Source organism: Sorangium sp. So ce367 (assembly GCF_051520455.1).
GTDB classification, from domain to species: domain Bacteria; phylum Myxococcota_A; class Polyangia; order Polyangiales; family Polyangiaceae; genus Sorangium; species Sorangium cellulosum_B.
The window spans coordinates 12,263,830-12,288,696 of sequence record NZ_CP150334.1 but is presented as its reverse complement, the minus strand read 5'-3'; the positions used below and the strand labels follow the sequence as shown (position 1 = coordinate 12,288,696).

Below are 24,867 nucleotides of genomic sequence, written 5' to 3'. Positions count from 1 at the left end.
AGGGAGAGGCCTGTCCCGCCCGAGCCGCTCCGCGCAGCGCCCCGGTCGAGCGAAAAAAGTGAAGGCGGGCCCTTGATCCTCACGCTACGTGAGGACCTAGCCTCCGGGGCATGGACGTGCTCACCCGCCCTGGAAACAGGGGTAACGCCATGCGTTCAGCACCGTTGAAAGTCGGCGATCTCGCCCGGCAGACCGGCCTCTCCGTCCGCACGCTCCACTATTACGAGGAGATCGGCCTGCTCGTCCCGTCGCATCGCACCGCGTCGGGGCACCGGATGTACTCGGCGGGCGACGTCGCCCGGCTCCAGCAGATCAAGTCGTTGCGCGAGCTCGGCTTCAGCCTGGAGCAGATCGCCGCGTGCCTGGACCAGCCGGGGTTCTCTCCGCTCCAGACCATCGAGCTCCACCTGTCGCGGCTGCGCGAGCAGATCGCGCTGGAGCAGCGGCTCTGCGCGCGGCTCGAGGGCCTGGCCCACGTCCTGCGGTCGGGAGAGGACGTCTCTGTGGAGCAGCTCCTTCAAACCATCGAGGTGATGACCATGAGCGAGAAATATTACACCCCAGAGCAGCTCGAGGAGCTCAAGCAGCGCGCAGAGGCGATGGGCCCCGAGAAGATGCGTGAGGCCGAGTCGGCGTGGAAGCAGATCTACGACGACATGCGGGCGGAGATGCAGAAGGGCTCCGACCCGAAGAGCGAGCCGGTGCAGCAGATCGTGAAGCGCATGCGGGAGCTCATCGACGCGTTCACGGGGAAGAACCCCGGCATCGAGAGGGCGCTCAACACGATGTACCGGGAGGAGCCCTCGGTGAGAACGCAACACGGGAATGATCCGGAGCTGCACGAGTTCATCGGCAAGGCGATGAGCTAGCTCGCGGCGCAGGCAGGCCGCCGGCGGAGCGCCCGGCCGCGCGGGGCGGAGCGCCCGCGCTGGCGGCGGGGCGCCCGCGCTGGCGGCCGGAGGCCACGGCGCGAGCGCCCGGCCAGGTGGCCTCGGGCGCTCGCGCCGTGGCCGTTCTGCCGTGTGGGGCAATTCGCGCCACGCGCGAGGATCGAGCCGCCTCTGCGCTCGGCCGGGGCCCAGCGCGCGAAAATCGCCGACCTGTCCGGGGAGCTGCAGCCGCGGGCCTGGCACCGGCGTTGCTTTTCATGACAGCGTACAGCGCCTCCGGCGCGAGCCGCCCCAGGAAGAACCCAGCAGCGCTCCATGCGCCCCACGGAAGGTCCATCATGCACCTGCCCGGAAGAGAGATCCCCTGGAAGGATTTCCTGAACGACATCAAGCAGGAATGTATCAAGGACAAGATCGACACCGTCGCTGCTTCGCTCGCGTTCTTCGGTGTCCTGGCGATCTTCCCGTTCCTGCTCTTCGCGGTCGCCCTCGCCGGCCTGGTCATCGATCCTGCCGAGTCCGCGCGGCTGATGAGCGAATTGTACCAGGTGGTCCCGCCGGCCGTGGCCAACATCCTGGGCGAGCGCCTTCAGGCGCTCACCGGGGGGCAGAGCCCGGCGCTCCTGACGGTCGGCGCCCTCGGCGCGGTCTGGGCCGCCTCGGGCGGCGTCACCGCGCTGATGGACTCGCTCAACTCTGCCTACGGCGTCGAGGACAGGCGGTCCTACCTCAAGCGCCGCGGGATCGCCCTCCTGGTCACGCTCGGCGGCGCCGTCCTGCTGACGATCGCCTCGGCGATCGCGGTCGCCACGCCGGCGCTCGCCGCGCACCTCGGCCCCTTCGCGACGCTTGTCCTCTGGCTGCGCATGCCGGTGTCGGCGCTCATCGTGATGGCGGTCCTGGCAACCCTCTATTACTTGCTCCCCGACGTAGAGCAGAAGTTCAAGTTCATCACCCCGGGGTCGGTCGTGGCGGTCGTGATCTGGGTCATCGCGTCGCTCGGCTTCTCCTTTTACGTCAGCCGCTTCGGCAGCTACGAGGTGAGCTACGGCGCGCTGGGCGGCGTCATCATCCTCCTCCTCTGGATGTGGATCTCCTCGCTGGCGGTGCTCCTCGGGGCCGAAATCAACGCCATCATCGAGCACCGCTCGCCCGAGGGGAAGCGCGCGGGCGCCAAGGACGCCAGCGATACGGGGGCCGATCTGCCCAAGACTGCAAAGGAGGAGGCCCAGGGCGCCGCGCTCCCGGCGGGCGCCGCGCGCGCTCCGCGCGACGAGAGCTCGGGGAATGACGCCGCGCTCCCCCACCCCGTCGGCTCGCGCCGGTCGGAGCTCCATCGAGGGAGGGCGTAAGCGACGCGCCTTCACCGCCGAGCCCCGCGGAGCGGGGCTGTCTCTGCCAACGGAGCCACCCTTCATGCCAACTCGACACCTCCTCTCCTCGCCATCGCTGCTCGTGCTGCTCGGCTCGCTCGCCATGGGTTGCCGCGGCGCCCCGAGCGGCGCGCCCGTGGCAGCTCCGCCGGCCGACAGCGCGAAGGGCGCGGAGACGGGGAGCGTGCGGGGCCCGGAGGGCGAGCCGACCGGCGCCGGCGGCGCGCCGGGCGCGAGCAGCCCGCCAGGCTGCGGGACAGACAGCCCGATGCTCAAGTACGTCGGGCAGAGCCACGACGAGTGCGCCCGGATCCGCTTCGTGTGCGAGCCCGGCTGGAGCTACTTCAGCGACGACTGCGGCTGCGGCTGCACGAAGCAGTGACCGCCGCCGAGCGCGCCGGGGCGTCGGCCCGCAGGGCTCTCGACAAAAACACCTCGCCCTGGGCGGCCTGCGGCATCTAGCATCGGTGCCCGCATGCGCCCCCTCCTCATCGTGAACCCCCGGTCCAGCGGCGGAAAGACGGGCAGGCTCTTCGACGAGATGCTGACGCCCATCCGCCGCATCCTCGGCGACGTCGACATCGTGCGCACGGATCGCCCGCGCCACGCCGTCGATCTCGCGCGCGAAGCCGCGCTCGGCGGGCGCGAGACCGTCGTGGCGGTCGGCGGGGACGGCAGCATCAGCGAGGTGGTGAACGGCCTTATGCAGGCGAGGGACCGGGGCGCCACCGGCACGCGGCTCGGGATCATCGGCGCGGGCACCGGCAGCGATCTCTGCAAGACGCTGAAGCTCACCCGCCGGCTCGACAGCTTTTGCACCGCGATCGCGAGCGGCCACACGCGCCAGATCGACGTGGGCCGCCTCTCGTACGAGACGCGCGACGGCCAGCGGGCCGACGCGTTCTTCGTCAACATCCTCTCCACGGGGATGAGCGGCATCGTGGTCTCGCTGGTCAACGAGTCGTCGCGGGCGCTCGGCAACACGCTCGCCTACTCGCTCGCCTCGCTCCGGGGCCTCGTCCGCAGCCGCGTCGGCCGGGTGCGCTGCGTGACGACGCTGCGCGGGGAGCGCCGCGAAGAGGAGATCTCGACGCGCATGGTGGGCATCTGCAACGGCCGCTTCTTCGGCGCGGGCATGCAGCTCGCGCCGATGGCGAAGCTCGACGACGGCGTGTTCGACGTCATCGACCTGGGCGCCGCGCCCCACCTCCGCTTCGCGGCCGTGTCGACCGGCATGTACACGGGCTCGCACATCCGCCACCCGGACGTGCGCCACTTCCAGTGCGATAGCATCGAGCTCACGCTCCTGAACCGCGACGTCGAGCAGTCGTTCTTCCTCGACGTGGACGGCGAGCCGCTCGGGAAGCTGCCGATCACGGTCACGCTGGAGCCGAAGGCGATCGAGGTGCTGGCGCCGGTCGATTGAGGGGGACCGCAAGTTACGCGGATCGGGCGGGGCCGTAGGCTGCGCCAGCGGCGGTCGAGGGGGCATGGAGCCCGCTATGTCCTCAGGAAAGGCCCGCCTTTTTCCGCAGCACCTGCCGGAGCTCGACGAACACAGACTGACTACTGCCAGCCTCCCGCATCTTGCGGGCGATCGCCTTGGCCAGGTTCAGGTCTCGCTCGGATGAGTTCGGCTGCGGGGGTCGCGCCGGCGTGCGATCGAGCGCGGAGACATTCGACCGGAGGAAGCGGAAGAGCTCCTTGCCCGAGAACGAACGGATCCACTCGTCACCATCGAGGTGCTTCTGGAGCTCGTCGCAAGCGGCATCAATCCACGGAGAGCGCACGCTGCCCTGGCGCCAGTTCTGCCAGGCAACGCCGTGCTCGGACCAGTAGGCGCTCTTGTCGATGTATCGCTTCACCTCATCGAGGCTCTGCAGCCCCGTGGGATTCGGCGGACGCTCGGGGAAGCCCTTGCCCAGATCTCGTTGCATGTCCCAGAGCACGCGACAGCAGATCATCCAGAACCGCATCTTCTGCGCGTGGTCGTGTGCGAGCTTCCGGATGCGGGCCGCCGGCTCGCTGCCGGACAGCGATGCTAGGACATCGAAGTCGAGCAGCAGATTCTCGATCTCGTGAGCTGGCAGACGGAGCACACGGCAGCCCGGCGATGTCCACCTGGCCGCGTTGTCGTCGTCGAAGTCGCGATCCACCACGCCATAGACGTGCAGCCCGGGCGGGCTCGCGTTAACCATGTGCGTCACGCCCGCCTTGCCATCGCCAACGAGCACGTTGATCTGCGGATCGCCCCACACATCGGTGAGCACCGCGTGGGTGACGCGGTCCTCGACCCAGACCGTGAGCGGACCCCGGTACAGTTCGCGCAGCGTGGTCTTCATGAGGCCGGGGTCGCCGCGAGCAGCTCTCCTTCCCCGCCATCGTCCAGATGGGCCCGCGGATCCTCGTCCTCGACGAGGATGAAGCGCTCGTAGCTCAAGGCCGAGTCCAGAATGGACTCCGAGTGCGTCGCGACAAGGATCTGCGTCGTCGGGGAGAGCTCCCGCAAGGCGGGGATGAGCAAGCGCTGCCACTGGACATGCAGGTGCTGCTCGGGCTCGTCGATCAGCAGAACGTCGGTCGGCACGTCCCGGAAGACAAGCGGACCAGCGAACGCGAGCAAGGATACCTGGCCGGAGCTCAGACGATCCAGCGGCACCATGCGCGGGATATCGGGGCGGGCGGGGGCGAGCCGGCGCGCCATCTCGAGACTGGTCACGTCCTCGGGAACGGGGCGGTCGTCCCGGAGAACCACCTCGTCACCGGAGCCGGGATCATTGCTCACCGGGATCACGTCGAGCGTCTGCCCGGCGCCGTTGAAGCGCTCCCACAGGCGCTGCAGGCGGGCGAAGGGGCCGTCGTCCTGGGCAGCTCGCGCTCCCCCGTTGACGGGCGCCTCCGTGACAGGCTTCCCGCGCCGGGCCTGGGCGCGAAGATCGCGATAGTAGGCGCTGATCAGGCGCCTCTTCAGCTCGCGCAGCCGGTGCGCCTCGACGTCGGAGCGCGCGCCGCCCGGATTGACCACCTCGCCGAGCGCCTCGGGCTCACGCCGGGCGGAGAAGTACTCCACATTCGCGTCGAACCCAGCATCGTTGCTCCAGTCGTAACCCGGGATGGCCTCCAGACGCTCAAGGCTGCGAGTTCCAAGGAATCTTCCAGATCGGGCAGGTGTATCGTGCGCGACGCGCAGCTCGGTGTGGAAGTCCACGAGCTCGTCGCGCTCCTGGAAACGAAACTCCCCCCGGAGCTCCAGGGCCTCGGCTCCGAAGCGGATCTGCTCCCGGAGGGGCGCCGCATCGCCCGGCAGCTTGTCCGGCCTGTGCAGCAGCAGGAGGATCGCCTCCAGCAGCGCCGTCTTGCCAGAGCCGTTGGCTCCCGCGAGCACGACGAGATCGATCGCCGCCCCCTGTGCATCGCGCAGATCCAGGCTGATCTCGTCGATGCCGCGGAAGTTGCGGACGTCCAGCCTCGTGAGCCGCAAGCCGGGCGCTGATCGCTCGGTCGACATGGCGTGTTTGTACGCCGCTCGGCGGGACATCACCAGCGCGAGCGCCGGCAGAGGCGGCACAATTCGACGCGTCCCGTCATCGCGCTCCTCTGGAGCCCCCCCGACGGTCGCTCCCGCCGCTTCCGCGGCAGCGCTTCCGACCAGCCTCTCCCTCTGCGGCTACCCCTCGAGCCCGTCGAGCCGGCGCCGCAGCGGTGGTAATGGATCTTTCATGAGCTTCATCGATTCACCTGCCGAGCTTGCCCCGGGTGCCTCCGTGGCCCCCGCGTCCTCCGCCCCCCGGCTGCTCGTCGTCGGCTGCGGCGGGATCGGCGGCATCGTCGCCGCGTACCTGTTCGAGCAGGGCCACGACGTCACCGCCTTCACGACGAACCCGCTCATCGCGGACGCCATCAACGCCGTCGGTTTCCGGGTGCGCGGCGATGCGAGCCCCGGCACGGTCGGGGGCCGCGCGGTGCGGGAGCTCGGCCCGGACACCCGACCCTTCGACTACATCCTCCTGGCGACGCAGCCGCCGCAGGTCGAGGAGGCCGCGCGGAACGCGGTCGCGCACCTCGCCCCGACGGGCGCCATGATCTGCCTCCAGAACGGCCTCTGCGAGGAGCGCATCGCGCGCATCGCCGGCCCGGAGCGCACCTTCGGGGGGATCGTCGCGTGGGGCGCCTCGATGGTGGAGCCCGGCGTGTACGACCGCACCTCGAGCGGCGGCTTCGTCCTCGGCCGGCTCGACGGGGCGAGCGACCCGCGCCTCGACGAGCTCGCGCGCATCCTCGAGGCGATCGGACCGACGACCGTGACGGACAACCTCGCCGGCGCGCGCTGGTCGAAGCTCGCCATCAACTGCGCCATCTCGTCGCTCGGCACCGTCGGCGGCGATCGCCTCGGCGTGCTGCTCAGGCACCGCTTCGTCCGCCGCCTCGCGCTGGAGATCATGACCGAGACCGTGCAGGTCTCGCGCGCGCTCGGCGTGCGCCTCGAGAAGGTCGCAGGGACGCTCGACCTCGACTGGATCGCGCTCACGGACGCCGAGCGCACCGCCGTGGGCTCGCCGGGGCTCTTCGCGAAGCACGCGCTGCTCCTCGCGGTGGGCGCTCGCTTCCGCCGCATGCGCTCCTCAATGCTCGCCGCCATCGAGCGAGGCCGCCCGCCGGCCGTCGACTTCCTGAACGGCGAGGTCGTCGAGCGCGGCGCGGCGCTCGGCATCGCGACGCCGATCAACGCCGCGATCCGCGAGGAGGTGCTCGCGATCGCGGCGGGCAAGCGCAAGCCGAGCCTCGCGCTGCTGCGCGCGTTCTTCGACCGGACGCGCGAGCTCGTGGGCGCGCCGTCGTCCATGCGGCCCCCGCCGCCGGCGACGCCGGCCGAGCCGCCCGCGGCTCCGCCGTACGAGCCGCCCGCGGCTCCGCCGTACGAGCCGCCCGCGACCGCGACGAACGCACAGGCGGACGCGCCGGGTGAGCCGTCCATGCCAGCAACGAACGTCCAGAGCGATCTCAGGGACGCGTAGACTGGCGCCGAGCAGCTCGGCGACAGAAGACCGACAAGCGGACGAGCAGCCGAAGGACACCGACACGTGTCCTGGCGCGCCTGGCGTCGTCGCGGATCGAGCTCACCGCGCCGTCGCGGCACGAACTCTTTGTCGCGCCGCCGCTTCGAAGTTCGGTAGCATCGGGCGTCTCTTCCTGCGGATCTCTGGAAGATCCCTCGACGAGGAACCCTCGCATGACGCACTTCTCGCTCGCCCTCTCCTCCCGGCGCGGCGCCGCGCTTCGCGGCGTCTCCCTCGTGCTGCTGGCCGCGCTCGCCGCGTGCGGCGACGACGGAGGCGGCGGCGGCAGCGGGGCCGCGGGCGGCGGGGGGAGCGGCGGCGAGGGCGGCGGAGGCGGCGGCGTGGTCATCGAGGAGCCGAACCGGTTCCGCCTGCGCATCGACGACGCCGAGGTCCCATCGGTCGTGCTGGAGCTCGACAAGCAGAAGGCGCTCCAGGTCTTCGGCGAGGACGGCGCCAAGCAGATCACGATCCTCGACGTGGACACGACCGGGCTGCTCCGGAACGCGCTGGAGCAGATCCAGAACGCGTGTGGGACCTCGTGGCAGAACGACAGCGCGGATCCCGGCCACGACTGCTCGCTCACCGAGCTCGGCCGGAGCTTCGGGGCGGAGTGGCGGACGTCACCGGAGTTCGCGCTGGTGCGGCTGCTCAGCATGACGCCTGCCAACGCCAATGTGACGGGGACGGCGCTCGAGGATCTGAAGAAACTCTGCGATGACAATCCCGAGCGGTTCAACTTCGCCAACATTCTCGCCGACATCATCACCCTCGATCTGGCGGCTGAGCTGCCTCTGACGGCCGTGCGCAGCAACCGGACGGCGCCGCTCGTGCCAATGGACAAGCTCATCAGCGCTCTCCAGCAGCAGCTACTCGGCACGCACCCGGCCATCCACGATCGGGACAACGTGGATCCGGACGGCGTGAGGATGCCTGTCACGCTCTACGAAGCCCTGCTCGATCTCCAGCCGCTCTCACAGAAGCTCGGCCCGCAGAAGCTCAGCCCGTCCGAAACCCACCCCGGCGTGCTCGTCCCCGATGACGAGGCATTCACCACCAGGAGTGACGTCCTGCTGCCCGATTTCCAGATGCGCGTCGTCGCCGAGTCGGGCCTGCGCAGGGTCGCCGGCGTCGACCTCTCGAAGGGGGGCGGCGACATGTTCCTGCGCGACGGTGACGCGCCGTTGCAGTTCGACTTCAACGATCCCGACAAGCTCCAGATCAGCGGCATCGCACCAGAGCCGATCGTGGACGTGCGGATCGCTTTGCACGAGCTCCCTACCGCGGTATCGCCTTGCATCGGCGACGACAACGCAGACTGCAAGACCAACTCCCCGGATACCCCCGTCGGCACCGATCATATCTGGTCCGTCCCGCCCTACCTGCTCGAGTCCATCGTCGGCATGGCGGGTTACCTCACGTACCGCGACCGGGTGCCTTACTCGGCGTGTTACATCCAATCTGGCGGGACGTGCCGGGTCGGCGTGAACATCGGCCAGGAAGGCAATCCCCCCGGCTGGTCTGTCTTCCTCGGCAACTACTCACTTCCGCCCGATCCTCCGCCCGACGTACCAGGTCCGCAATTCTTCTGGGAGCTGCTCGCCGATGTGGCGCAGACCGCCATCCACGATCCCACCGGCGACGGCAGCCCCGAGATCCCGGAAGGCGCCGCCCAGCCGATCTTCGCGCTCCACAACGTCGGCATCGGCCTTACCGCCGACGAGATCGTGGCCGACCTCCGCCCGACCCTGCAGAGCCAGGCCAACGAGATCGCCGAGATCATCCTGGGCAGGTACTGGGTCAACAACGACGGGCTCGACTTCTTCTACGGTCGCGGCGAACCGGACGGCGTGCCCACCTTGTTCTTCGTCGCCGAGGACGACCTCCGGCCTTCGGATCAAAGCTCGGAGACCCCTCGCGCCTACACCTACGAAAGTCCCGGCTTCTTCACGAGCCCGGATCTCAGCGAGGCGAGCAAGGTATCCAGCAAGGAGCTCGACGGCCTCGACGACACGACGCACGAGAAATATCGGCTGCCGCCGGGCGAGACCACGCTGTACATGCAAGACGACGAGGGCGCCGTCTACGAGGTCCGCTTCTACGTGCCTGAGAGCGACGATCCGGTGGAGATCACCGCCGACGTGGAGAGGCTCTGATCATGGAAGCGCGAGACCGCACCCGCCCCGCCCCGCCCGCCGCCCGCCGGCTCTCCCGGCTCGGCCCTCTGGTCGCCGCTGCGCTCTCCTCTGCGCTGCCCAGCTGCGTCGAGGCCGTCACGGTGGAGCAGGCGCCGCCCCCGTCGGCGCTCGGCATGAACGAGAGCCGCACGCTCACGCTCGAGTTCCTGCGGTTCGACGCGAGGGGCTTCGCCAAGACGCTCACGCTCGACGAGCTCAAGGCCATCCCGCGGCCCACCCTCGAGGGGATATGGCTGCTCGATCTCGACATCTCGACGCTCATCGAGAACGCGCTGCTCAAGGTCATGTACCTGCCCCCAGCGGAGATCGCGGCGCTCCCGCCGGCGTCGCGGAACCTCGTCGGGCTCCTGAACATGACGCCGGAGAACGCCGACCTCCGCGGCACGAGCCTCGAGGGCCTGCTCGGGGTCGGTAACGCCGTCGGGCTCCCGACGTCGAAGATCCTCTCGGACCTCACGGGCGCGGCCGGCAACGAGCGGCTCATCCCCGTCCAGATCACCTCGCAGGCCGTCCTGGAGAACCTGGTCAGCACCCACCCGAACACCCAGCATCGGAGAGGGCCGCCGAACGACGAGCACCCAGACGGCGTCTACCCCGTCGCGCCGCACTCCATCCCCGTCACGCTGTACGACGTCGTCACCGATTTCGCCGGCCTCGCCGCGCAGTTCGGCCCGACGCCGCTCGATCCGGACGACCCGGACGGCGCGGAGCACCCCGGCTTCATCAAGGCCGCGTCGGGGGTGAAGGCGGCCCTCGACGACTTCACGATGACGGTCCGCGTCGACGTCAACGCCCTGCCGTACAAGGGGGTCGACGCCACGATGGCCGATGTCGCGAGCGTCAACAGCACGCCCGGCCAGATAGACACCCTGTTCGATTTCAGCCAGGAAGACTGGCTCGTTCTGGACAACCTCGCCAGGAACCTGAGCATCGGCGAGCTGACGCTGGCCATCCCCGAGAACGCGATGCTCCTGCCGGGCGGCACCAGCCGGGAGCCCGCGCCGCGCGGCAACTCGCCCGTGTGGGAGCAGCCGCTCTGGGAGTTCGAGCACATCCTCGCCCGCGCGGGTAAGCTCAGGGCAGCCCAGATCGAGGATCACTGCTCGACCTACGCGCCCGCGGGCACCTCGACGAGCGACTTCGAGGCCGTGAAGGTCTGTATCGACGAGAGCGGGTGGACCGAGATCAGCGTCGACGAGAGCGTCATCCTGGAAGACCCGCCGCCGGCGCCGTCCTACTTCTGGGATATCCTCCTCGACGTGGCCCAGGCGCGGCTGCACGACGGCGGCCTCGCCGAGGGGGAGGCCAACCTCGAGGTGACCCTGCGCGACGTGCCGGTCGGCGTGAAGACCGAGGATCTCGTCGCGAGCATCAAGGAGAACCTCGCGAGTGATCCAGCGGTCCTCAAGGACATGGCACTCGAGCTCAACAACAACGCCGCCGGTGACGCGGACTTCTACCTCTACCAGCCGAGCACCGAGAGCGGCGTCGCCGGCCAGCGGGATTACCTCTACTTCGTCGCGCCCGACGACATCCGCAAGGACGCGGACGGCGCGCGCGTGCGCGACTATGCCTACGAGAGCCCTGGCTTCTTCTCCGACCCCGCGCTCGAGAAGAAGGTGTCGACGACCGAGGAGATCGACGGCGACGCGCTCCACGAGAAGGTGGAGGTCAAGGCGGGAGATACGCTGTACTTCGCGGACGACGAGGCGCGCCGCTACGAGATCAGGATCGGCGACAAGCCGAGCCCCCATCGCCTCTCGCTCACCCTCACCCGGATCCAGTGATCGGCCCCCCCACCGTGAGGACCCGTCTCATGCAAGGAGCTCCGCCGCCCCCGCGGCCCCGCGCCCGTGCCGGTGCCCGCGCCCGTGCGCGTCAACGAACAGGACGTGAACTCGCCGCGCTCTCGCTCGCGACAGGCCTCGCCTGCCTGACGGCGCGGGACGCGCACGCCTCGGGCATCGACGCGCCCTGGGTGACGAGCGGGCTCTCGGGCCCCACGACGGCTGACGCCGCGGCTGTCTACTGGAACCCGGCCGAGCTCGCCGGGGTCCAGCGGCCGGAGCTCGTCCTGGGCGCGGGCCTCATCGTCGGCCACGCGACCTACCAGCGCGAGCGGCTCGGCACGTACCAGACGCCGGATACGCTCCAGTTCAAGCTCCCGCTCGATCCGGCGAACGTCGACGCCAGCAAGCGCGGCCGCGCCGAGGAGGTGTCGACGACGCCGATCGCGCCGACGGGCAACGCCTTCCTGGCGATCCCGGTCCTGCCGAACCGCCTGACCGTGGGCGTCGGCCTGTATGTCCCTTATGCGGCGGCGCTCAGCTTCCAGGACGGCGCACAGCGCTGGCAGCTCCGGCAGGCGTTCATCGTCTCGACGTCGCTCACGGCGGCCGCCGGGCTCAAGCTGACCGACCAGGTCTCGCTCGGCGCCGGCCTGTCCTACGTCAGCGGCCTCGCGGAGCTCTCGAAGGTGCAGGACTTCGGCAGCCTCAAGGAGTTCCACGACGGCCTCGACTACCTCAAGCAGGACAACGACTTCGGCCCGAACACGCCGTCCGAGCTGCGCGAGCTCGACGTCCTCGCGCGCTCCATCTCGATCAAGGAGGCCCTGTCGCACGGCGCCTCCTTCCACATCGGGCTGGCCTTCAATCCCAACAAGGACCTTCGCTTCGGCCTCACGTACCAGCACAGCGCGGCGATGCGGTACAAGGGCAAGTTCGCCATCGACATGGACCACCCGTTCTTCACGCAGGACCTCGCCGAGCAGGGCCTGCAGTACAAGCCGCTGGTCGAGGGCGACGTGGAGCTCTCGTTCACGCTCCCCAAGCGGCTCACCGCCGGCGTCGGCTACCGGGTGAACGACAAGCTCAGCCTCGATGGGCTCCTCTCGTACGTGCTCTATTCGGACATCGAGGCGTTCGCCGTCGAGGCCTCGTCTCCGGACCTCGCCCAGCCGAAGCTCGGGATCACCGATCGCGTCACCGTGACGCTGCCGCGCAGGTGGAACGACACGGTGTGGGCGGAGATCGGCGCCAAGTACAAGCTCAGCGAGGCGTTTCTGGCGACGGCGTCGGTCGGGTATCAGTCGGCGGCCTCGCCGGACAGCACGATCGACGTGGCCTCGCCCGACAACCACCGGTTGATCGGGGACGTCGGGGGTGTCTTGAAGCTCAGCGATCGCGTGTCGCTCTCGGGCGACGTCCGCGTGCAGGGCATCCTGCCGCGCACGGTGACCGGCTCGGATTACGACCTCGGCAACGGAAAGTACTCGCTGGTGCTCGCGACGGTCGGCGGACACCTCAAGTTCGTGTTCTGACCGCGGTTTGCCGGCCGCCGGCGGCCCACGTCGTGGCTGTTCGCCGCGAGCCGGCGCGCTGTTCTCCGCGAGGAACAGGTGTCTCCTCCAGAGAGACACGGGTCGGCAGCCGCGTGCTCGGGCCCGGAGATCAGGCGAACGATACGCCTCGATTTCGGCGCAAACGCGGGAGCTCGCCGGCGGACGCCCGGCCCGCTCGCCGTGGCATGGCATCTGCAAAACCTTTCGCCGGACGCTTCGTTTCTCGCCGACAACGCCGCTTCGACCCACGGGCAATGCACGTTGCGCGCGGGTCGACGCGCAGAAGGCCATTCGCCGTGCGCGCCTGTCGACGTCAACGAAATCGCTGTTCCACCTGTCCGGTCACCATCGAGGAGAGTCGAATGTTCACTCGCGTTACCCAACGATCCATGTCTGTCCTTCTCGCGTCGCTGCTGGCGAGCTTCACCCTGTTCGGCTGTCAGGTCGAGGTCGCCGAGGAGCCGTCCCCCGAAGCCGAGGTGGGCGAGGCGAGCCAGGAGCTGATCAACTGCAAGGGCCGGTGCGTCAGGTTCTTCCTGGCCTGCATCCAGTCGAGCGAAGGCGAAGACCGCGAACTGTGCACCGCCGAGCGGGATGCCTGCCTGGCGGACTGCGACGAGCAGACCTGCGAGCCCTGGGAGCCCGGGTGCTGCCAGGGTCAGCCGACCTGCTGGTAGTCGCCTCTCCCCCGCCCTGCCGGGATGATGGAACCGCCAAGGCGCCATAAGACGCCAAGATTGTTGGGATTTTCTTGGCGCCCTTGGCGCCCTTGGCGGTTCAGAAGACCCACCTTCAGTCAAAGTACCCCACCACCCAAGAGAGGGCGACGCAGGAGACCACAGGCCGCGACGCGGCATGCTACACAGCGTCCTGTGAGCCTGGGCGAGAGCGTGATCATCTGCCCGGGGTGCAGCGCGGAGAACTCACCCTTCAACCCGCGTTGCACCCGCTGCGAGGCGCTGCTCTCGGAGGAGCCGCGGTCGAACTCCGCGACCGCCGAGGAGCACCCGTCGAGGCAGTCGACCTCCCGCGACGAGCACGTCTCCTCGAGCGTCACGATCGATCCGCTCGCAAGCACGGTTGTCGTCCCGGACGTGGGAGCGTCCGAGCCTCCGGCGCCGCCCGGGTCCGAGGCGTCGCTCGATCTGCGCCCGGGGACGAAGCTCGGCCGGTTCGAGGTGCTCGATCGCCTCGGCGAGGGCGGCATGGGCGTGGTGGTGCGAGCGCGCGATCACGTGCTCGGCCGCGACGTGGCGATCAAGGTGCTGCGGCCCGAGGTGCTGGGGCGCTCGGGCGCGGCGACGGCGCTCGCGCGGCTCGTCCGCGAGGCGCAGGCCATGGCGAGGATCAAGCACCCCAACGTCGTCACCGTGCACGAGGTCGACGCCTCGGGCGGGCAGGTGCGCGTGGTGATGGAGCACGTCGACGGCCGGACGCTGCGCGCGTTCTGCGCGGAGAAGCGGCGGCCCGCCTCGGAGGTCGTGGCGGCCTTCCTCCAGGCGGGGAAGGGGCTGTCGCAGGTGCACCACGCGGGCCTCGTGCACCGCGATTTCAAGCCCGACAACGTCCTTGTCGGCGCCGACGGCCGCGTGCGCGTCACCGATTTCGGGCTCGCGGGGCTCGCGGAGGGCGAGGCCGGCGGCGGCCCCGCGGAGGCTGGGATAGAGGCCGCGCTCACGCGTTCAGGCTCGTTCCTGGGGACGCCGGTCTACATGGCGCCAGAGCAGCACCGGCGAGAGGCCGCGGACGCGCGGGCCGATCAGTATGCGTTCTGCGTGTCGCTGTGGGAGGCGCTCGCGGGCGAGCGTCCGTTCGCCGGCAAGACCTACGACGAGCTGCGCGAGAACGTGGCGCTCGGGCGGGTGCGAGAGCCGCCGCGAGGGGCCGAGATGCCGGCGCGGATCCGCCGCTGTCTCGAGCGCGGGCTCTCCGTCGATCGGGACGCTCGATACCCCGACATGGACGCGCTGCTCGCCGATCTCGCGAAGGATCCGGCGGCGGCGTGGAGGCGCGGGCTCGTCGCGGCGTCGGGGCTCGCGCTCGCAGGCCTCCTCGTGTTCGCGTTCGCGCGGCAGCCTGCGGACAGGCTCTGCAAGGGCGGCGAGGCGAGGCTCGCGGGCGTCTGGGACGAGGCGACGATGGCGAAGGTGCGGGCAGCGTTCGCCGGCACCGGGCGGCCGCACGCGGAGGACACGTACCGGCGCGTGGAGAAGGCGCTGGGCGATCGAGCGCGCGCGTGGGTCGCGATGTACGCCGACTCGTGCGAGGCCACGCACGTGAGGGGCGATCAGTCGGCGGGGCTGCTCGATCTCCGGACGCTGTGCCTGGAGCGCCGCCGCCAGGAGATGGGGGCGCTCACGGCGCTCTTCGCGCACGGAGCGGACGCCGGGGTGCTCGATCGATCGATCGAGGCGTCGCTCGCGCTCCCAAGCCTCGATCGCTGCGCGGACGCGGGCGCGCTGACCGCGGCGGTCCCGCCGCCCGCGGACGCCGCGGCGCGGGCGCGCATCGAGGCGCTGCGGGGTCGCCTGGCCCAGGTCAGGGCACTCGATGAGGCCGGCAAGTTCGGCGAGGCGCTCGCGCTCGCGCGGCCGCTCGCCGACGAGGCCCGCGCGGCGGATTATGCCCCGATCGAGGCGGAGGCGCTCTTGATGCTCGGACGCGCGGCGCGGGACGCGCACGACGCCCCGGCCGCGGAGGCGGCGCTCCGCGAGGCGCTGCGCGCGGCGGCGCGGGCCAGGGACGACGCCCTCGCGGCGGAGGCGTGGCCGCAGCTCATCTACGTGGTCGGCTACCTGGGAGGCCGGCACGCCGACGCGCTCGCGCTGCAGCTGGCCGCCGAGGGCGCGGTCGAGCGGACCGGGGGCGACACGCTGGCCAGCGCGCGGCTGCTCGGCACGCTGGGCAGCGTCCTCGACGAGCAGGGGAAGTACGGCGAGGCAGCGCAGCACGTCGAGCGCGCCCTGGCCGGCCTCGAGAAGGCCCTCGGCCCGAAGCATCCCGAGGTCGCGACGACGTGGAGCCGCCTGGGCACCGTCCTCCTCCACCTCGAGCGGTTCGACGACGCGGAGCGCGCCTACACGCGAGCGCTCGCCGTCCGGGAGGAGACGCTGGGCGCCTCTCATCCGAGCGTCGCGCTCACGCTCAACAGCCTGGGTCGCCTCTTCAACACCCAGGGCAAGTACCGAGATGCCTTGCCCCGGATCGAGCGCGCCATCGCGATCCAGGAGAGGGCGCTCGGCCCCGATCACCCGTTCCTGGCGGCCTCCGTCAACAACCTCGGCATTGCGCTCGTCATGCTCGGCGAGACCGACGCGGCCAGGCGTGCTCACGAGCGGGTGCTCGCCATCCGGGAGAAGGCGCTCGGCCCTGAGCACGCCGACGTCGCGTCATCGCTCAACAACATCGGGGCCGTCCTGGAGATGCAGCAGAAGTTCGCCGAGGCGACGCCCTATTACGAACGGTCGCTCGCGATCCGCGAGAAGGCGCTCGGCCCCGATCACGCGAGCGTGGCCGCCTCGCTCGCCAACCTGGGGAGCGCGCTCGTCGCGCGGAAGAGGTACGCCGAGGGCCTTGTGCGCCTCGAGCGCGCCGCGGCGATCCAGGAGAAGGCCGTGGGCCCGAGCTCGCATGCGGTCGCGTCGATGCTCACCGGGATCGCCAGCGCCTACAACGAGAAGGGCGAGCCGGGAAAGGCGCGGCCGTTCGCCGAGCGGGCGCTCGCCATCTATGCGGCGAAGCGCGAGGGCGTCTCTCCGATCGAGCTCGCCGATACGCGCTTCCACGCGGCCCGGGCGCTCTGGGGATCGGCGCGGGACCGGGCGCGGGCGGTCGAGCTCGCGACCCAGGCGCGCGACGCCTATGCGGCCGAAGAGGGGGAGTACGCGAAGCGCGCGCTCACGGCGGTGAACGGGTGGCTCGCGGAGCACGGCGGCGCTCGGTGAAAGGGGGGCCGCGCACGCCCTCACCTACCCGCGGCTCTCGAATCTCGAGCTCGCGATCGTCATCGACTTCGGCGAGGTGAGAGTGAGGCAGGGTATCCATCGCGTGGTCGCAAGTCGTTATGCCCTTGTTCGAACCATGCACTCAGCGCTTCCACGGAGGAGCCCATTTTTTCTTGACAGCCAGAACATCGAGATTGCTATCGTCGAGCATGCGTTCAGCCTCGTTCTTGCGCCGCTTCGCCCCCGTCGTCCTCGTCGCGCCGCTCGCTGCGGCGCTCGGATGCGATGACGCCGACACCCCGCGAAGCCGCGTGAAGGAGCAAGGCATCGGGGCGGCTGTCGCCGCGCTCACGGCGCCACGCTGGGACATGGCGCCGCCGATGAACGTCGCCCGGAGCAGGCACACGGCGACACGTTTGCTCGACGGGAAGGTCCTCGTGGCCGGCGGAGCGAGCGAGACGGCCGAGGTGTACGACCCCGCCACGAATACATGGGTGCTCGTCGCGCCGATGAGCACGCGGCACACCGGCCACACCGCGACGCTCCTTCCGGACGGCAGGGTCGTCGTGGCCGGCGGCGTGACCGAGGTCGTGGAGATCTACGACCCCGCCGCGGATGCATGGACGCTCGCCGCGCCGCTCGTCACGCCGCGCGAACGCCACACCGCGACGCTCCTGCCCGATGGCCGGATCCTCGTGGCCGCCGGCGAGTTCGAAGAGTGGGTGATGGGCTCGAGCGAGATCTACGATCCCGTCACGAATACGTGGACCGACGCGGGCCCGTTGGCGCGGGTGCGCTCCTCCCACACGGCCACGCTCCTGCCGAACGGCAAGGTCCTCGTGGTGGCCGGGGTGGACGCATCCGGCGACCCCATCGGCAGCGCGGAGATCTACGATCCGGTCACGGACACGTGGACCGCCGCGGGCTCGATCCAGAATCGGGAAGGGCACACCGCGACGCTCCTCGCGAATGGCAAGGTGCTCGTCGCCGGCGGCTACACCGATTACGGTGGTGAGGGGTTCTCCTCCACGAACCGCAGCGCGGCGCTCTACGATCCGGCGAGCAATACCTGGACGACGGCGACGCCGATGAACGTCGCCCACCACAACCACACGGCCACGCCGCTCGCCGATGGCCGGGTGCTGGTCGCCGGCGGCGGCGCGCTCACGGAGGTCTACGATCCGGCGAGCGGGAGGTGGTCGCTCGGCAAGTACCTGAACATGGACCGGAGCCGCCACACTGCCACGGAGCTCGCAGGCGGGCGGGTGCTCGTGGCCGGCGGCGGGAGCGCGACCGTCGAGAGGCTCACCCTCGCGGCCCCGGGCGATTCCTGCCTCTTCGCGGGCGAATGCGCGAGCGGCTTCTGCGTCGACGGTGTCTGCTGCGATGCCGCGTGTGACGCGGGCTCGTGTGACGCGTGCGCGGTGAGCGCAGGCGCGTCGGCGAATGGCACCTGCACGCCGCTGAGCGGAGCGGTTTGCGGCAGCGCCGACGGCTGCACGGCGAACGGCGTCTGCCAGGCGGGCGCTTGCGTCGGGGCGTTGCCGGTCGGCTGCCAGTCCGCGTGGACGCCGGCCGGGAACATGCCCGTGCCGCGGCAAGAAGGCACGTGGGCCGAGCTCGCCGATGGCCGCGTGCTCGTGGCCGGCGGGTACGACAACGACTGGAACGATACCCTGTCCGCAAACCTCTACGATCCCGCGACGAACGCCTGGAGCGGCGTCGCGTCGCTCTCGCAGGCGCGCCGCAAGCCCGCGTCGATCCGGGTCTCGACCGGCGAGATCCTCGTCGTGGGCGGTGATTCTCCGTCGACGGCCGAGGCCTACGATCCGGCGAGCAATACGTGGACGCTCACCGGCGCCATGGTCGCGCACCACGATCGGAGCGTCGCTCTCTTGCGGCTCCCCGACGATCGTATCCTCGTCGTGGGCGGCGGGACGGCGGTCGCCGAGCTCTACGATCCGACGACGAAATCCTGGGACGCGACGGGCTCGCTCGGCGTCTCGCGCTCGGGGCACTCGGCGGTCCTCTTGCAAAACGGGAAGGTGCTGGTGAGCGGCGGCGCTGGCAATCCGGCGACGGCGGAGCTCTACGACCCGGCCACGGGGACGTTCTCCCCGGCGGGGACGCTGACCTTCGCGCATTCCGGGCACCAGGCGACGAGGCTGCTCGACGGCGGCGTGCTCGTGGTGAGCGGCAACGGCGCCGATCGGTATGACCCGGCCACGAACACCTGGACGCCGACGCAGGCGTTGCTCATGCCGCCCGCCGATTTCACGGCGACGCTGCTCGGTGATGGTCGGGTGCTGGTCATGGGCGCGCCGCACGTCCCGCACGCGCAGGTCTATGAGCCGGCGACGAATGGCTGGACGGTGACCGGGCCCCTGGACGTCGCGCGACGACGTCATACGGCCACGCTGCTCGGAAACGGAATGGTGCTCATCGCGGGCGGCACGGAATGGACGGGCGGCAGCCAGTGCGACCTCCGGAGCGCCGCGGTGTACGACCCCGTGACGAATAACTGGTCGATGGTGCCGAGCCTGAGCAGGCTACGCCGCTCTCCGTCGTCCGTGCTGCTCGATGGCAATCGCGTCCTGGTCTTCGGGGGGTTACTGGGAGGTTGCTCGTCCGGGGACGGCGACCCCGAGGCGCAACCAAGCACGGAGATTTACGAGGGCGGCGTCACCCCGGAGGGCAGCGGCGGAAGCGCAGGCGCGGGCGGGTCCGGCGGAATGGCCGGCTCCGGCGGCTCCGGCGGAAGCGTAGGCGCGGGCGAGGGCGGCTCCGGCGGAATCGGCGGCTCCGGCGGAAGCGCAGGCGCGGGCGGGTCCGGCGGAATCGGCGGCTCTGGCGGCTCCGGCGGAAGCGCAGGCGCGGGCGGGTCCGGCGGAATCGGCGGCTCTGGCGGAAGCGCAGGCGCGGGCGGGTCCGGCGGAATCGGCGGCTCTGGCGGCTCCGGCGGAAGCGCAGGCTCCGGCGGAAGCGCAGCCGGCGCCGGTGGAATGGCCGGCTCCGGCGGTCAGGGCGGTATGGGTGGCGTGAGCGGCACCGGCGGCTCCGGCGACGGCGAAGAGCCGGGCGACGGCTGCCGCGCCGCACGCGGATCCGCGGAGAATAGAGGGAGCGGCTTCGCGGCCCTCGTGGCCCTGGGCGCCCTCTTCACGCGCCGCCGCAGGCCCTGAAACGCGCGAAGGCTCTCGCAGGCTGCTTCGTTCAGGCGGCCCCTTCGATGCATGGGTAAGTGCCTCCTCAGAAGAACTTGTAGGTGAGCCATTCGGGCTCCAGCAGGTTCCCGAGCGTAGGGTGGCTCCACTGCGGGAAGTCGGCCGGGGAAGCGAACCGCCAAGCCGCCAGGGGCGCCAAGAAAACCGGGGAATAGGGGGATGCCCGGACGGCCACCTTCCCCCTCTCCCCTTGGCGTCCTTGGTGGCTTGGCGGTTCAAAGGCCGGCGGCGTCCGTCACCCATCGAAGGCAGGGCGCCGGCCGCCTGCGCCGGCGACCCGGTGCTTCGCCAGGAGCTTCTGAAGGTAGGTCCGGTTGAACCCGGACTCCCGCGCCGCCTGCGACACGTTCCCCCCGTGCCGATCCATCAGCGCCACGAGGAACGCGCGCTCCAGCTCGGCGACGCCCGCCTCGCGCGCCGCATCGAGCTCGTCGGCGGAGAGCCGCGAGAAGCGCGGCGCCAGCGGCCCGGGGCCTGCTGGCTGAGCCACATCGGACGGGAGCAGATCCACGTCGAGCTCCGGCCCCGTCGCCAGGATGCACGCGCGCTCCACCACGTGGGCGAGCTCGCGCACGTTGCCCGGATAAGCGTGCTCGCGGAGCGCCCGCGCGGCGCGCTCCGTGAAGCGGGGCCGCTCGCCGGGGCGCTTCCAGCAGGTGCGGAGGAAATGCTCGACGAGGAGCGGGACATCGCTCGCGCGCTCGCGCAGCGGCGGAATCTCGATCTCGATCACCTTGAGCCGGAAGTACAGATCTCGCCGGAACTTCCCTGCCTCGACGAGCGCCGGCAGATCCTGGTGCGTCGCCGCGATCACGCGGACATCGACCTTGTCGGTCCGGTCGGAGCCCACGCGTTGGATCTCTCCGAACTGCAGGAAGCGCAGGAGCTTGGCCTGCACGTCGGGCGCGATCTCCGCGACCTCATCGAGGAAGAGCGTGCCTCCCTGCGCCGACGCGACCCGCCCGACGCGATCCCGGTCGGCCCCGGTGAACGCGCCTTTGACGTGGCCGAAGAGCTCCGACTCGAGGATGCTGCCCGGCAGCGCCGAGGTGTGCAGCGTGACGCAGGCCTTGCTGCGCCGCGGGCTGTTCACGTGGAGCGCGCGGGCGATGAGCTCCTTGCCGGTGCCCGTCTCCCCGCGCACGAGCACGGTCGCGTCCGAGTCCGCCACCTGCGCGACCGTCTTGAGGAGCGCGAGCATCCTGGCGTCCTGCGTGACGATGCCCTCGAAATCGTAGCGGGCGAAGAGATCGCGCTCGAGGCGCTGGCTCCGGCGGCGCAGCGCTTCGCGCTCGAGGGCCCGCTTGAGGAAGAGCCCCGCGAGCTCGGCGAACTCGGCGACGAAGCGGAGCGCCTCGTCGCTGGCGGCCCGAGACTTGTACTCCACGTAGACCGCGCCGTAGACGTCGGCGCCGTGGGCGAGGGGCGCCACGAGCGCGGCGGACGCGCCCGACTCCTCGAGGCTCTTGAGGAGCGAGGAGCGCGGCTCGTCGGCGTCCCTGGAGAGGTGGACGATCTGCCGAGTCTCGATGGCCTGCCGGACGAGGCCGCGGCTGAATTTTCGCTCCTTGTCGGAGATCTTCGCCTTGTCGAAGTGGACGGCGAACTTCTGCTCGAAGGAGCCTTCCTCACGGACGACGATGAAGCCGCGGTCGGCGCCTGTTGCCTCGAGCACGCGGCGGAGGACGAGTTCGGGAGCCTTCGCGTCGTCGTCCTCTGAGAGGAGGATCCTTACGATCTGAAGGAGCGAGGGGTAGAGATCCATGGCCGCAGAGCGCAGGGTACGATGAGGGGGGAAGGGTGCACAGAGCGATTCAACGAGGCCTCGGCGGTTCCGCCGTGGCGTCGCCGGGACCGTCGCGGCGAATGGTTCGTCGCCCGCGCGCCCTGACCGGTCGCGGGTTGCTCGCCGGGGGCCCGATCCCGGCTGCATCGGGTCGGGAGGGGGCCGCCTGCGCTGCCGCGTACGTGGGCACCGAAGGCACCGCCGAAAGCATCACGGAATCGTCCGGTCGACGAGAGTTCGCGGGGTTAGCGCCCGCCATCGGCAGGTCGACGTCGGCCTCGACCCCCTCAAAGCCCGCACAAACCTGCCCGATCGTGCGCTCCCGCTCCCCCTTGACACGGGACCGTATCTCGGATGGCCTTGTGAAGCGGGATGGCTATGGGAGGAGCTTGGCGGGTGGCGAAAATTCGAGAGATGCCTCCGAGCGTCCGCATGATGCAGTGGACCATTCACACTGCACTCATTTACATTTTGGATTACCAGCCGGAGCGACTCCACGACCCCCTCCAGCACCTCGTAATCCGCAATTTCCGATCTATTCTAATCGGTAGCTTCGCCAGCATAATACCGAACAAGAAACACCACAACATTAGACACACCAGAGTAACCAGTCTCGCCGTATCCGTCCGGCGGCGATTCGCGTCAATAACCAGAACAAGCAACATTAGCCGACAAAGTCAGCAGAGAGCAACAACATGGCGAACCGTCACGAAATAGGCTCTCAGTTCGAGGCCGAAGTACGACTGGTTGCACGAGCAATCTGGGACTCACACCCCGGAGACGGTGCACCAGAAATGTTTGCCGGACGAGAGCGCGACTGCATATTTCACTCAGAAGATCTAACTCATTACATTGAATGCACAACTTCAACAAAGCTAGAGAAACTCAAGGAAGACCTGAGCAAACTAATCGACTACCGCAAACAGAAGGCATCGCACGGCAAGCTCGTAAAGCTTTGGATGATCACTCAAAAAGAGCCAACCGCCGACCAGCGAACATATGCACGACAGAACAGCGTTGAGCTTTTGTCTCTCCAGGAGTTCAGGCGACGAATAATAGACGGTCCGAAGTACACTTCCGCCAGAGCCAATGCCCCGTTCGGCAGCGCGGCGGACCCCACCAATGAGTCGCCAAGCACAACACGAATTCGCTATCAACCAACAGCCATCCGCGACAACGATGGCTTAACTTTAACAATCGCACAAGTTGCCAATTCACTACTTTCCCGCGAACAGTTTGTTCTACTTGGCGACTTCGGAATGGGAAAGAGCATAACCATAAGGGAGATATTCTTTTATATAAGAAATGCGCTTACTAAGGGACACACAGCCCTCGTACCTATAGCGCTCAACCTGCGTGATCACTGGGGTCAGCAGGATCCTTCTGAGGCCCTGGAGCGCCATGCTAAACGCATTGGGTATGATAAACCCGCTCAGCTAGTCCGCGCTCTATATGCCGGCCAACTCATTGTTCTCCTTGATGGGTTTGACGAAATCGCTCCTTCGCCTTGGAACACCCGTGCAACGCCGCGGTTACGTGAGTTACGACGGTCCGCAGTGGAGCTCGTTGCCGAGTTCGCGAAGGCTGTCCGCGGCAATTCTGGATTCTTGGTAGCTGGACGCTCGCACTTCTTCGACTCCAGAGATGAGATGCTCAGCGCATTCGACATGCGCGGCCGGTCGCGAATTATCGACATTGGCGAATTCTCCGACGATGAGTACCGCGCATTTCTTACCGCTCAAGGAATCAATCAAGATTTGCCCGATTGGCTTCCTCGAAGACCTTTGCTTCTAGCAACACTCATTGCACAAGGCCACCTAGACGATGTGATGAAAGACGGTAAGGAGCGCGACCCGGCGACGGCATGGGACCATCTTCTCGATAGCATCTGCCGGAGGGAAGCGAGGACCCAGAAGCCGCTCGACGCGGAGGCCATCCGAAATATGCTCGAGACTCTCGCATCGGTCGCCAGAGGGACCAGTGATGGCTATGGTCCTATTACCGAAGAGCACATAGCCGAGGCATTTCGGCTCGAGACGGGCGCACATCCGGACGATGCTGCTCGTCCCCTACTCAATCGATTGCCAGGTCTAGCAGTTCAGGATGCCCAGCGCGGAACGCGGCGCTTCATGGACGCACAGCTCGTTGACTCGCTTCGAGCGGGGGCAGTGGCGAAATTTCTGATGAATCCATATGAAATTGACCCCAAATCACGCTCTTGGCAGCACGGCCTTGCATCGATCGGAATTGCCCTTCTAGCCCGGCGAGCTCGAGATCTTCGCCCGCAGAATGCCGCCGCGTACGTCGCCGGGATCGCGCGACAAGCCGCAGAGAAGTGGGATTCGGGAACGCTCGCACTCGATCTTGTTCAGGCAGCCAGGAAGCTTGCGCCAGAGACCGAGGAAATCCGATTTGACGGACTCACAATTGTCGAAGGCAACATCGATTCATTTGATTTGTCGGAAGGGCCGCGCCCCATAGATCTTAAGATAGATACGTGCGCTATCGAGGAACTCGTGCTGTCGGGTGACCCTGCCTCAAATTTTGAGATTCGGTCGAGCGATATACGACAAATTCGAGGATGTGGCTCAACATTAGAGCTGCCGCCTTGGATAATCGACTGCGAAATTAGCAATTTTGACGAAATTGGCACAAATGCACAGATCATGGACAAGGGCGACATACCACTACCAGTCCGAACTCTTGTCACAATACTGCGCAAGCTTTATGTACAGAAGGGGCATGGCCGAGAGGAACGCGCATTGAATCGAGGAGTAAATCAGAAGGCCAGGCATTACGTTAGCAAGCTGCTACCCATGGTTGCGCAGGAGCGCCTCGCAGTTCTCAGCACGTCCTCCGGCGACCGCGTTTGGCATCCTGTTGCTGGTATGCGAAGCAGGGCACAAGAAATCATCAGAAAGCCCCAGATGTCGAACGATCCCCTTGTTCTAAGGGCGAAAAGCCTGCAAGAATGATATATGATCATCTCGTGAACACTGCAGCGAGGCAGATGCGGCCAAAACGGAGGCGCGAGATGGCGACCCCGACGGGC

15 protein-coding genes are annotated in these 24,867 nt (G+C 68.7%); 12 read left to right on the top strand and 3 right to left on the bottom strand.

The window, feature by feature from the left end:
* Positions 1-149 precede the first annotated feature (149 nt).
* The 4 genes from WME97_RS46560 (at position 150) to WME97_RS46545 (ending at position 3,689) form a co-directional block, all read left to right on the top strand.
* The gene (locus WME97_RS46560) at positions 150-869 is read left to right on the top strand and encodes a MerR family transcriptional regulator (protein ID WP_437547534.1); all 720 of its coding nucleotides are present in this window, start codon (positions 150-152) and stop codon (positions 867-869) included.
* A 359-nt stretch (positions 870-1,228) separates the two neighbouring features.
* The gene (locus WME97_RS46555) at positions 1,229-2,242 is read left to right on the top strand and encodes a YihY/virulence factor BrkB family protein (protein WP_437547533.1); all 1,014 of its coding nucleotides are present in this window, start codon (positions 1,229-1,231) and stop codon (positions 2,240-2,242) included.
* A gap of 64 nt (positions 2,243-2,306) precedes the next feature.
* A complete protein-coding gene (locus WME97_RS46550) occupies positions 2,307-2,645 on the top strand; it encodes a hypothetical protein (RefSeq protein ID WP_437547532.1) in 339 nt (112 codons plus the stop codon).
* A gap of 93 nt (positions 2,646-2,738) precedes the next feature.
* Positions 2,739-3,689, top strand: a complete 951-nt coding sequence (locus WME97_RS46545; RefSeq protein ID WP_437547531.1) for a diacylglycerol/lipid kinase family protein — start codon at positions 2,739-2,741, stop codon at positions 3,687-3,689.
* An 82-nt stretch (positions 3,690-3,771) separates the two neighbouring features.
* Here WME97_RS46545 and WME97_RS46540 read toward each other — a convergent pair whose 3' ends face one another.
* Together WME97_RS46540 and WME97_RS46535 are read right to left on the bottom strand one after the other, a co-directional pair.
* Positions 3,772-4,605, bottom strand: a complete 834-nt coding sequence (locus WME97_RS46540) for a hypothetical protein (RefSeq protein ID WP_437547530.1) — start codon at positions 4,603-4,605, stop codon at positions 3,772-3,774.
* Positions 4,602-5,771, bottom strand: a complete 1,170-nt coding sequence (locus WME97_RS46535) for an AAA family ATPase (RefSeq protein WP_437547529.1) — start codon at positions 5,769-5,771, stop codon at positions 4,602-4,604. Before WME97_RS46535 ends, WME97_RS46540 begins: the two co-directional genes overlap by 4 nt.
* A gap of 211 nt (positions 5,772-5,982) precedes the next feature.
* On the opposite strand from WME97_RS46535, the gene WME97_RS46530 reads away from it, so the two are divergent.
* From WME97_RS46530 to WME97_RS46500, 7 genes are all read left to right on the top strand, one after another.
* Positions 5,983-7,278, top strand: coding sequence for a ketopantoate reductase family protein (locus tag WME97_RS46530; RefSeq protein ID WP_437547528.1), 1,296 nt, complete (start codon positions 5,983-5,985; stop codon positions 7,276-7,278).
* Positions 7,279-7,493: 215 nt separating this feature from the next.
* Positions 7,494-9,476 (top strand): hypothetical protein, encoded by a 1,983-nt coding sequence (locus WME97_RS46525; protein WP_437547527.1) that lies wholly within the window; start codon positions 7,494-7,496, stop codon positions 9,474-9,476.
* Positions 9,477-9,478: 2 nt separating this feature from the next.
* The gene (locus WME97_RS46520; protein ID WP_437547526.1) at positions 9,479-11,305 is read left to right on the top strand and encodes an acetyltransferase; all 1,827 of its coding nucleotides are present in this window, start codon (positions 9,479-9,481) and stop codon (positions 11,303-11,305) included.
* 191 nt (positions 11,306-11,496) lie between these two features.
* Entirely contained in the window at positions 11,497-12,840 is a 1,344-nt protein-coding gene (locus tag WME97_RS46515) for an OmpP1/FadL family transporter (RefSeq protein WP_437547525.1), read from the top strand.
* A 410-nt stretch (positions 12,841-13,250) separates the two neighbouring features.
* Positions 13,251-13,538, top strand: a complete 288-nt coding sequence (locus WME97_RS46510; protein WP_437547524.1) for a hypothetical protein — start codon at positions 13,251-13,253, stop codon at positions 13,536-13,538.
* A gap of 195 nt (positions 13,539-13,733) precedes the next feature.
* Positions 13,734-16,805 (top strand): tetratricopeptide repeat protein, encoded by a 3,072-nt coding sequence (locus WME97_RS46505; protein WP_437547523.1) that lies wholly within the window; start codon positions 13,734-13,736, stop codon positions 16,803-16,805.
* Positions 16,806-17,014: 209 nt separating this feature from the next.
* Positions 17,015-19,987 carry a kelch repeat-containing protein gene (locus tag WME97_RS46500; RefSeq protein ID WP_437547522.1) on the top strand — a complete coding sequence of 991 codons (2,973 nt, stop codon included), beginning with the start codon at positions 17,015-17,017 and terminating at the stop codon, positions 19,985-19,987.
* Between the two features lie 277 nt (positions 19,988-20,264).
* Here the strand turns inward: WME97_RS46500 and WME97_RS46495 are convergent, their stop codons facing one another.
* Positions 20,265-21,794, bottom strand: a complete 1,530-nt coding sequence (locus tag WME97_RS46495; protein WP_437547521.1) for a sigma-54-dependent Fis family transcriptional regulator — start codon at positions 21,792-21,794, stop codon at positions 20,265-20,267.
* A 716-nt stretch (positions 21,795-22,510) separates the two neighbouring features.
* On the opposite strand from WME97_RS46495, the gene WME97_RS46490 reads away from it, so the two are divergent.
* Complete coding sequence (locus WME97_RS46490; RefSeq protein ID WP_437547520.1) at positions 22,511-24,790, top strand: NACHT domain-containing protein; 2,280 nt, start codon at positions 22,511-22,513, stop codon at positions 24,788-24,790.
* The last annotated feature ends 77 nt before the right edge of the window (positions 24,791-24,867 follow it).

What these genes read in the sequence shown, in the direction of transcription:
- WME97_RS46535 (WP_437547529.1), bottom strand. Translation starts at nt 5,771, where the DNA reads ATGTCGACCGAGCGATCAGCGCCCGGCTTGCGGCTCACGAGGCTGGAC.
- WME97_RS46545 (WP_437547531.1), top strand. Translation starts at nt 2,739, where the DNA reads ATGCGCCCCCTCCTCATCGTGAACCCCCGGTCCAGCGGCGGAAAGACG.
- WME97_RS46495 (WP_437547521.1), bottom strand. Translation starts at nt 21,794, where the DNA reads ATGGATCTCTACCCCTCGCTCCTTCAGATCGTAAGGATCCTCCTCTCA.
- WME97_RS46560 (WP_437547534.1), top strand. Translation starts at nt 150, where the DNA reads ATGCGTTCAGCACCGTTGAAAGTCGGCGATCTCGCCCGGCAGACCGGC.
- WME97_RS46555 (WP_437547533.1), top strand. Translation starts at nt 1,229, where the DNA reads ATGCACCTGCCCGGAAGAGAGATCCCCTGGAAGGATTTCCTGAACGAC.
- WME97_RS46520 (WP_437547526.1), top strand. Translation starts at nt 9,479, where the DNA reads ATGGAAGCGCGAGACCGCACCCGCCCCGCCCCGCCCGCCGCCCGCCGG.
- WME97_RS46540 (WP_437547530.1), bottom strand. Translation starts at nt 4,605, where the DNA reads ATGAAGACCACGCTGCGCGAACTGTACCGGGGTCCGCTCACGGTCTGG.
- WME97_RS46525 (WP_437547527.1), top strand. Translation starts at nt 7,494, where the DNA reads ATGACGCACTTCTCGCTCGCCCTCTCCTCCCGGCGCGGCGCCGCGCTT.
- WME97_RS46530 (WP_437547528.1), top strand. Translation starts at nt 5,983, where the DNA reads ATGAGCTTCATCGATTCACCTGCCGAGCTTGCCCCGGGTGCCTCCGTG.
- WME97_RS46500 (WP_437547522.1), top strand. Translation starts at nt 17,015, where the DNA reads ATGCGTTCAGCCTCGTTCTTGCGCCGCTTCGCCCCCGTCGTCCTCGTC.
- WME97_RS46510 (WP_437547524.1), top strand. Translation starts at nt 13,251, where the DNA reads ATGTCTGTCCTTCTCGCGTCGCTGCTGGCGAGCTTCACCCTGTTCGGC.
- WME97_RS46490 (WP_437547520.1), top strand. Translation starts at nt 22,511, where the DNA reads ATGGCGAACCGTCACGAAATAGGCTCTCAGTTCGAGGCCGAAGTACGA.
- WME97_RS46550 (WP_437547532.1), top strand. Translation starts at nt 2,307, where the DNA reads ATGCCAACTCGACACCTCCTCTCCTCGCCATCGCTGCTCGTGCTGCTC.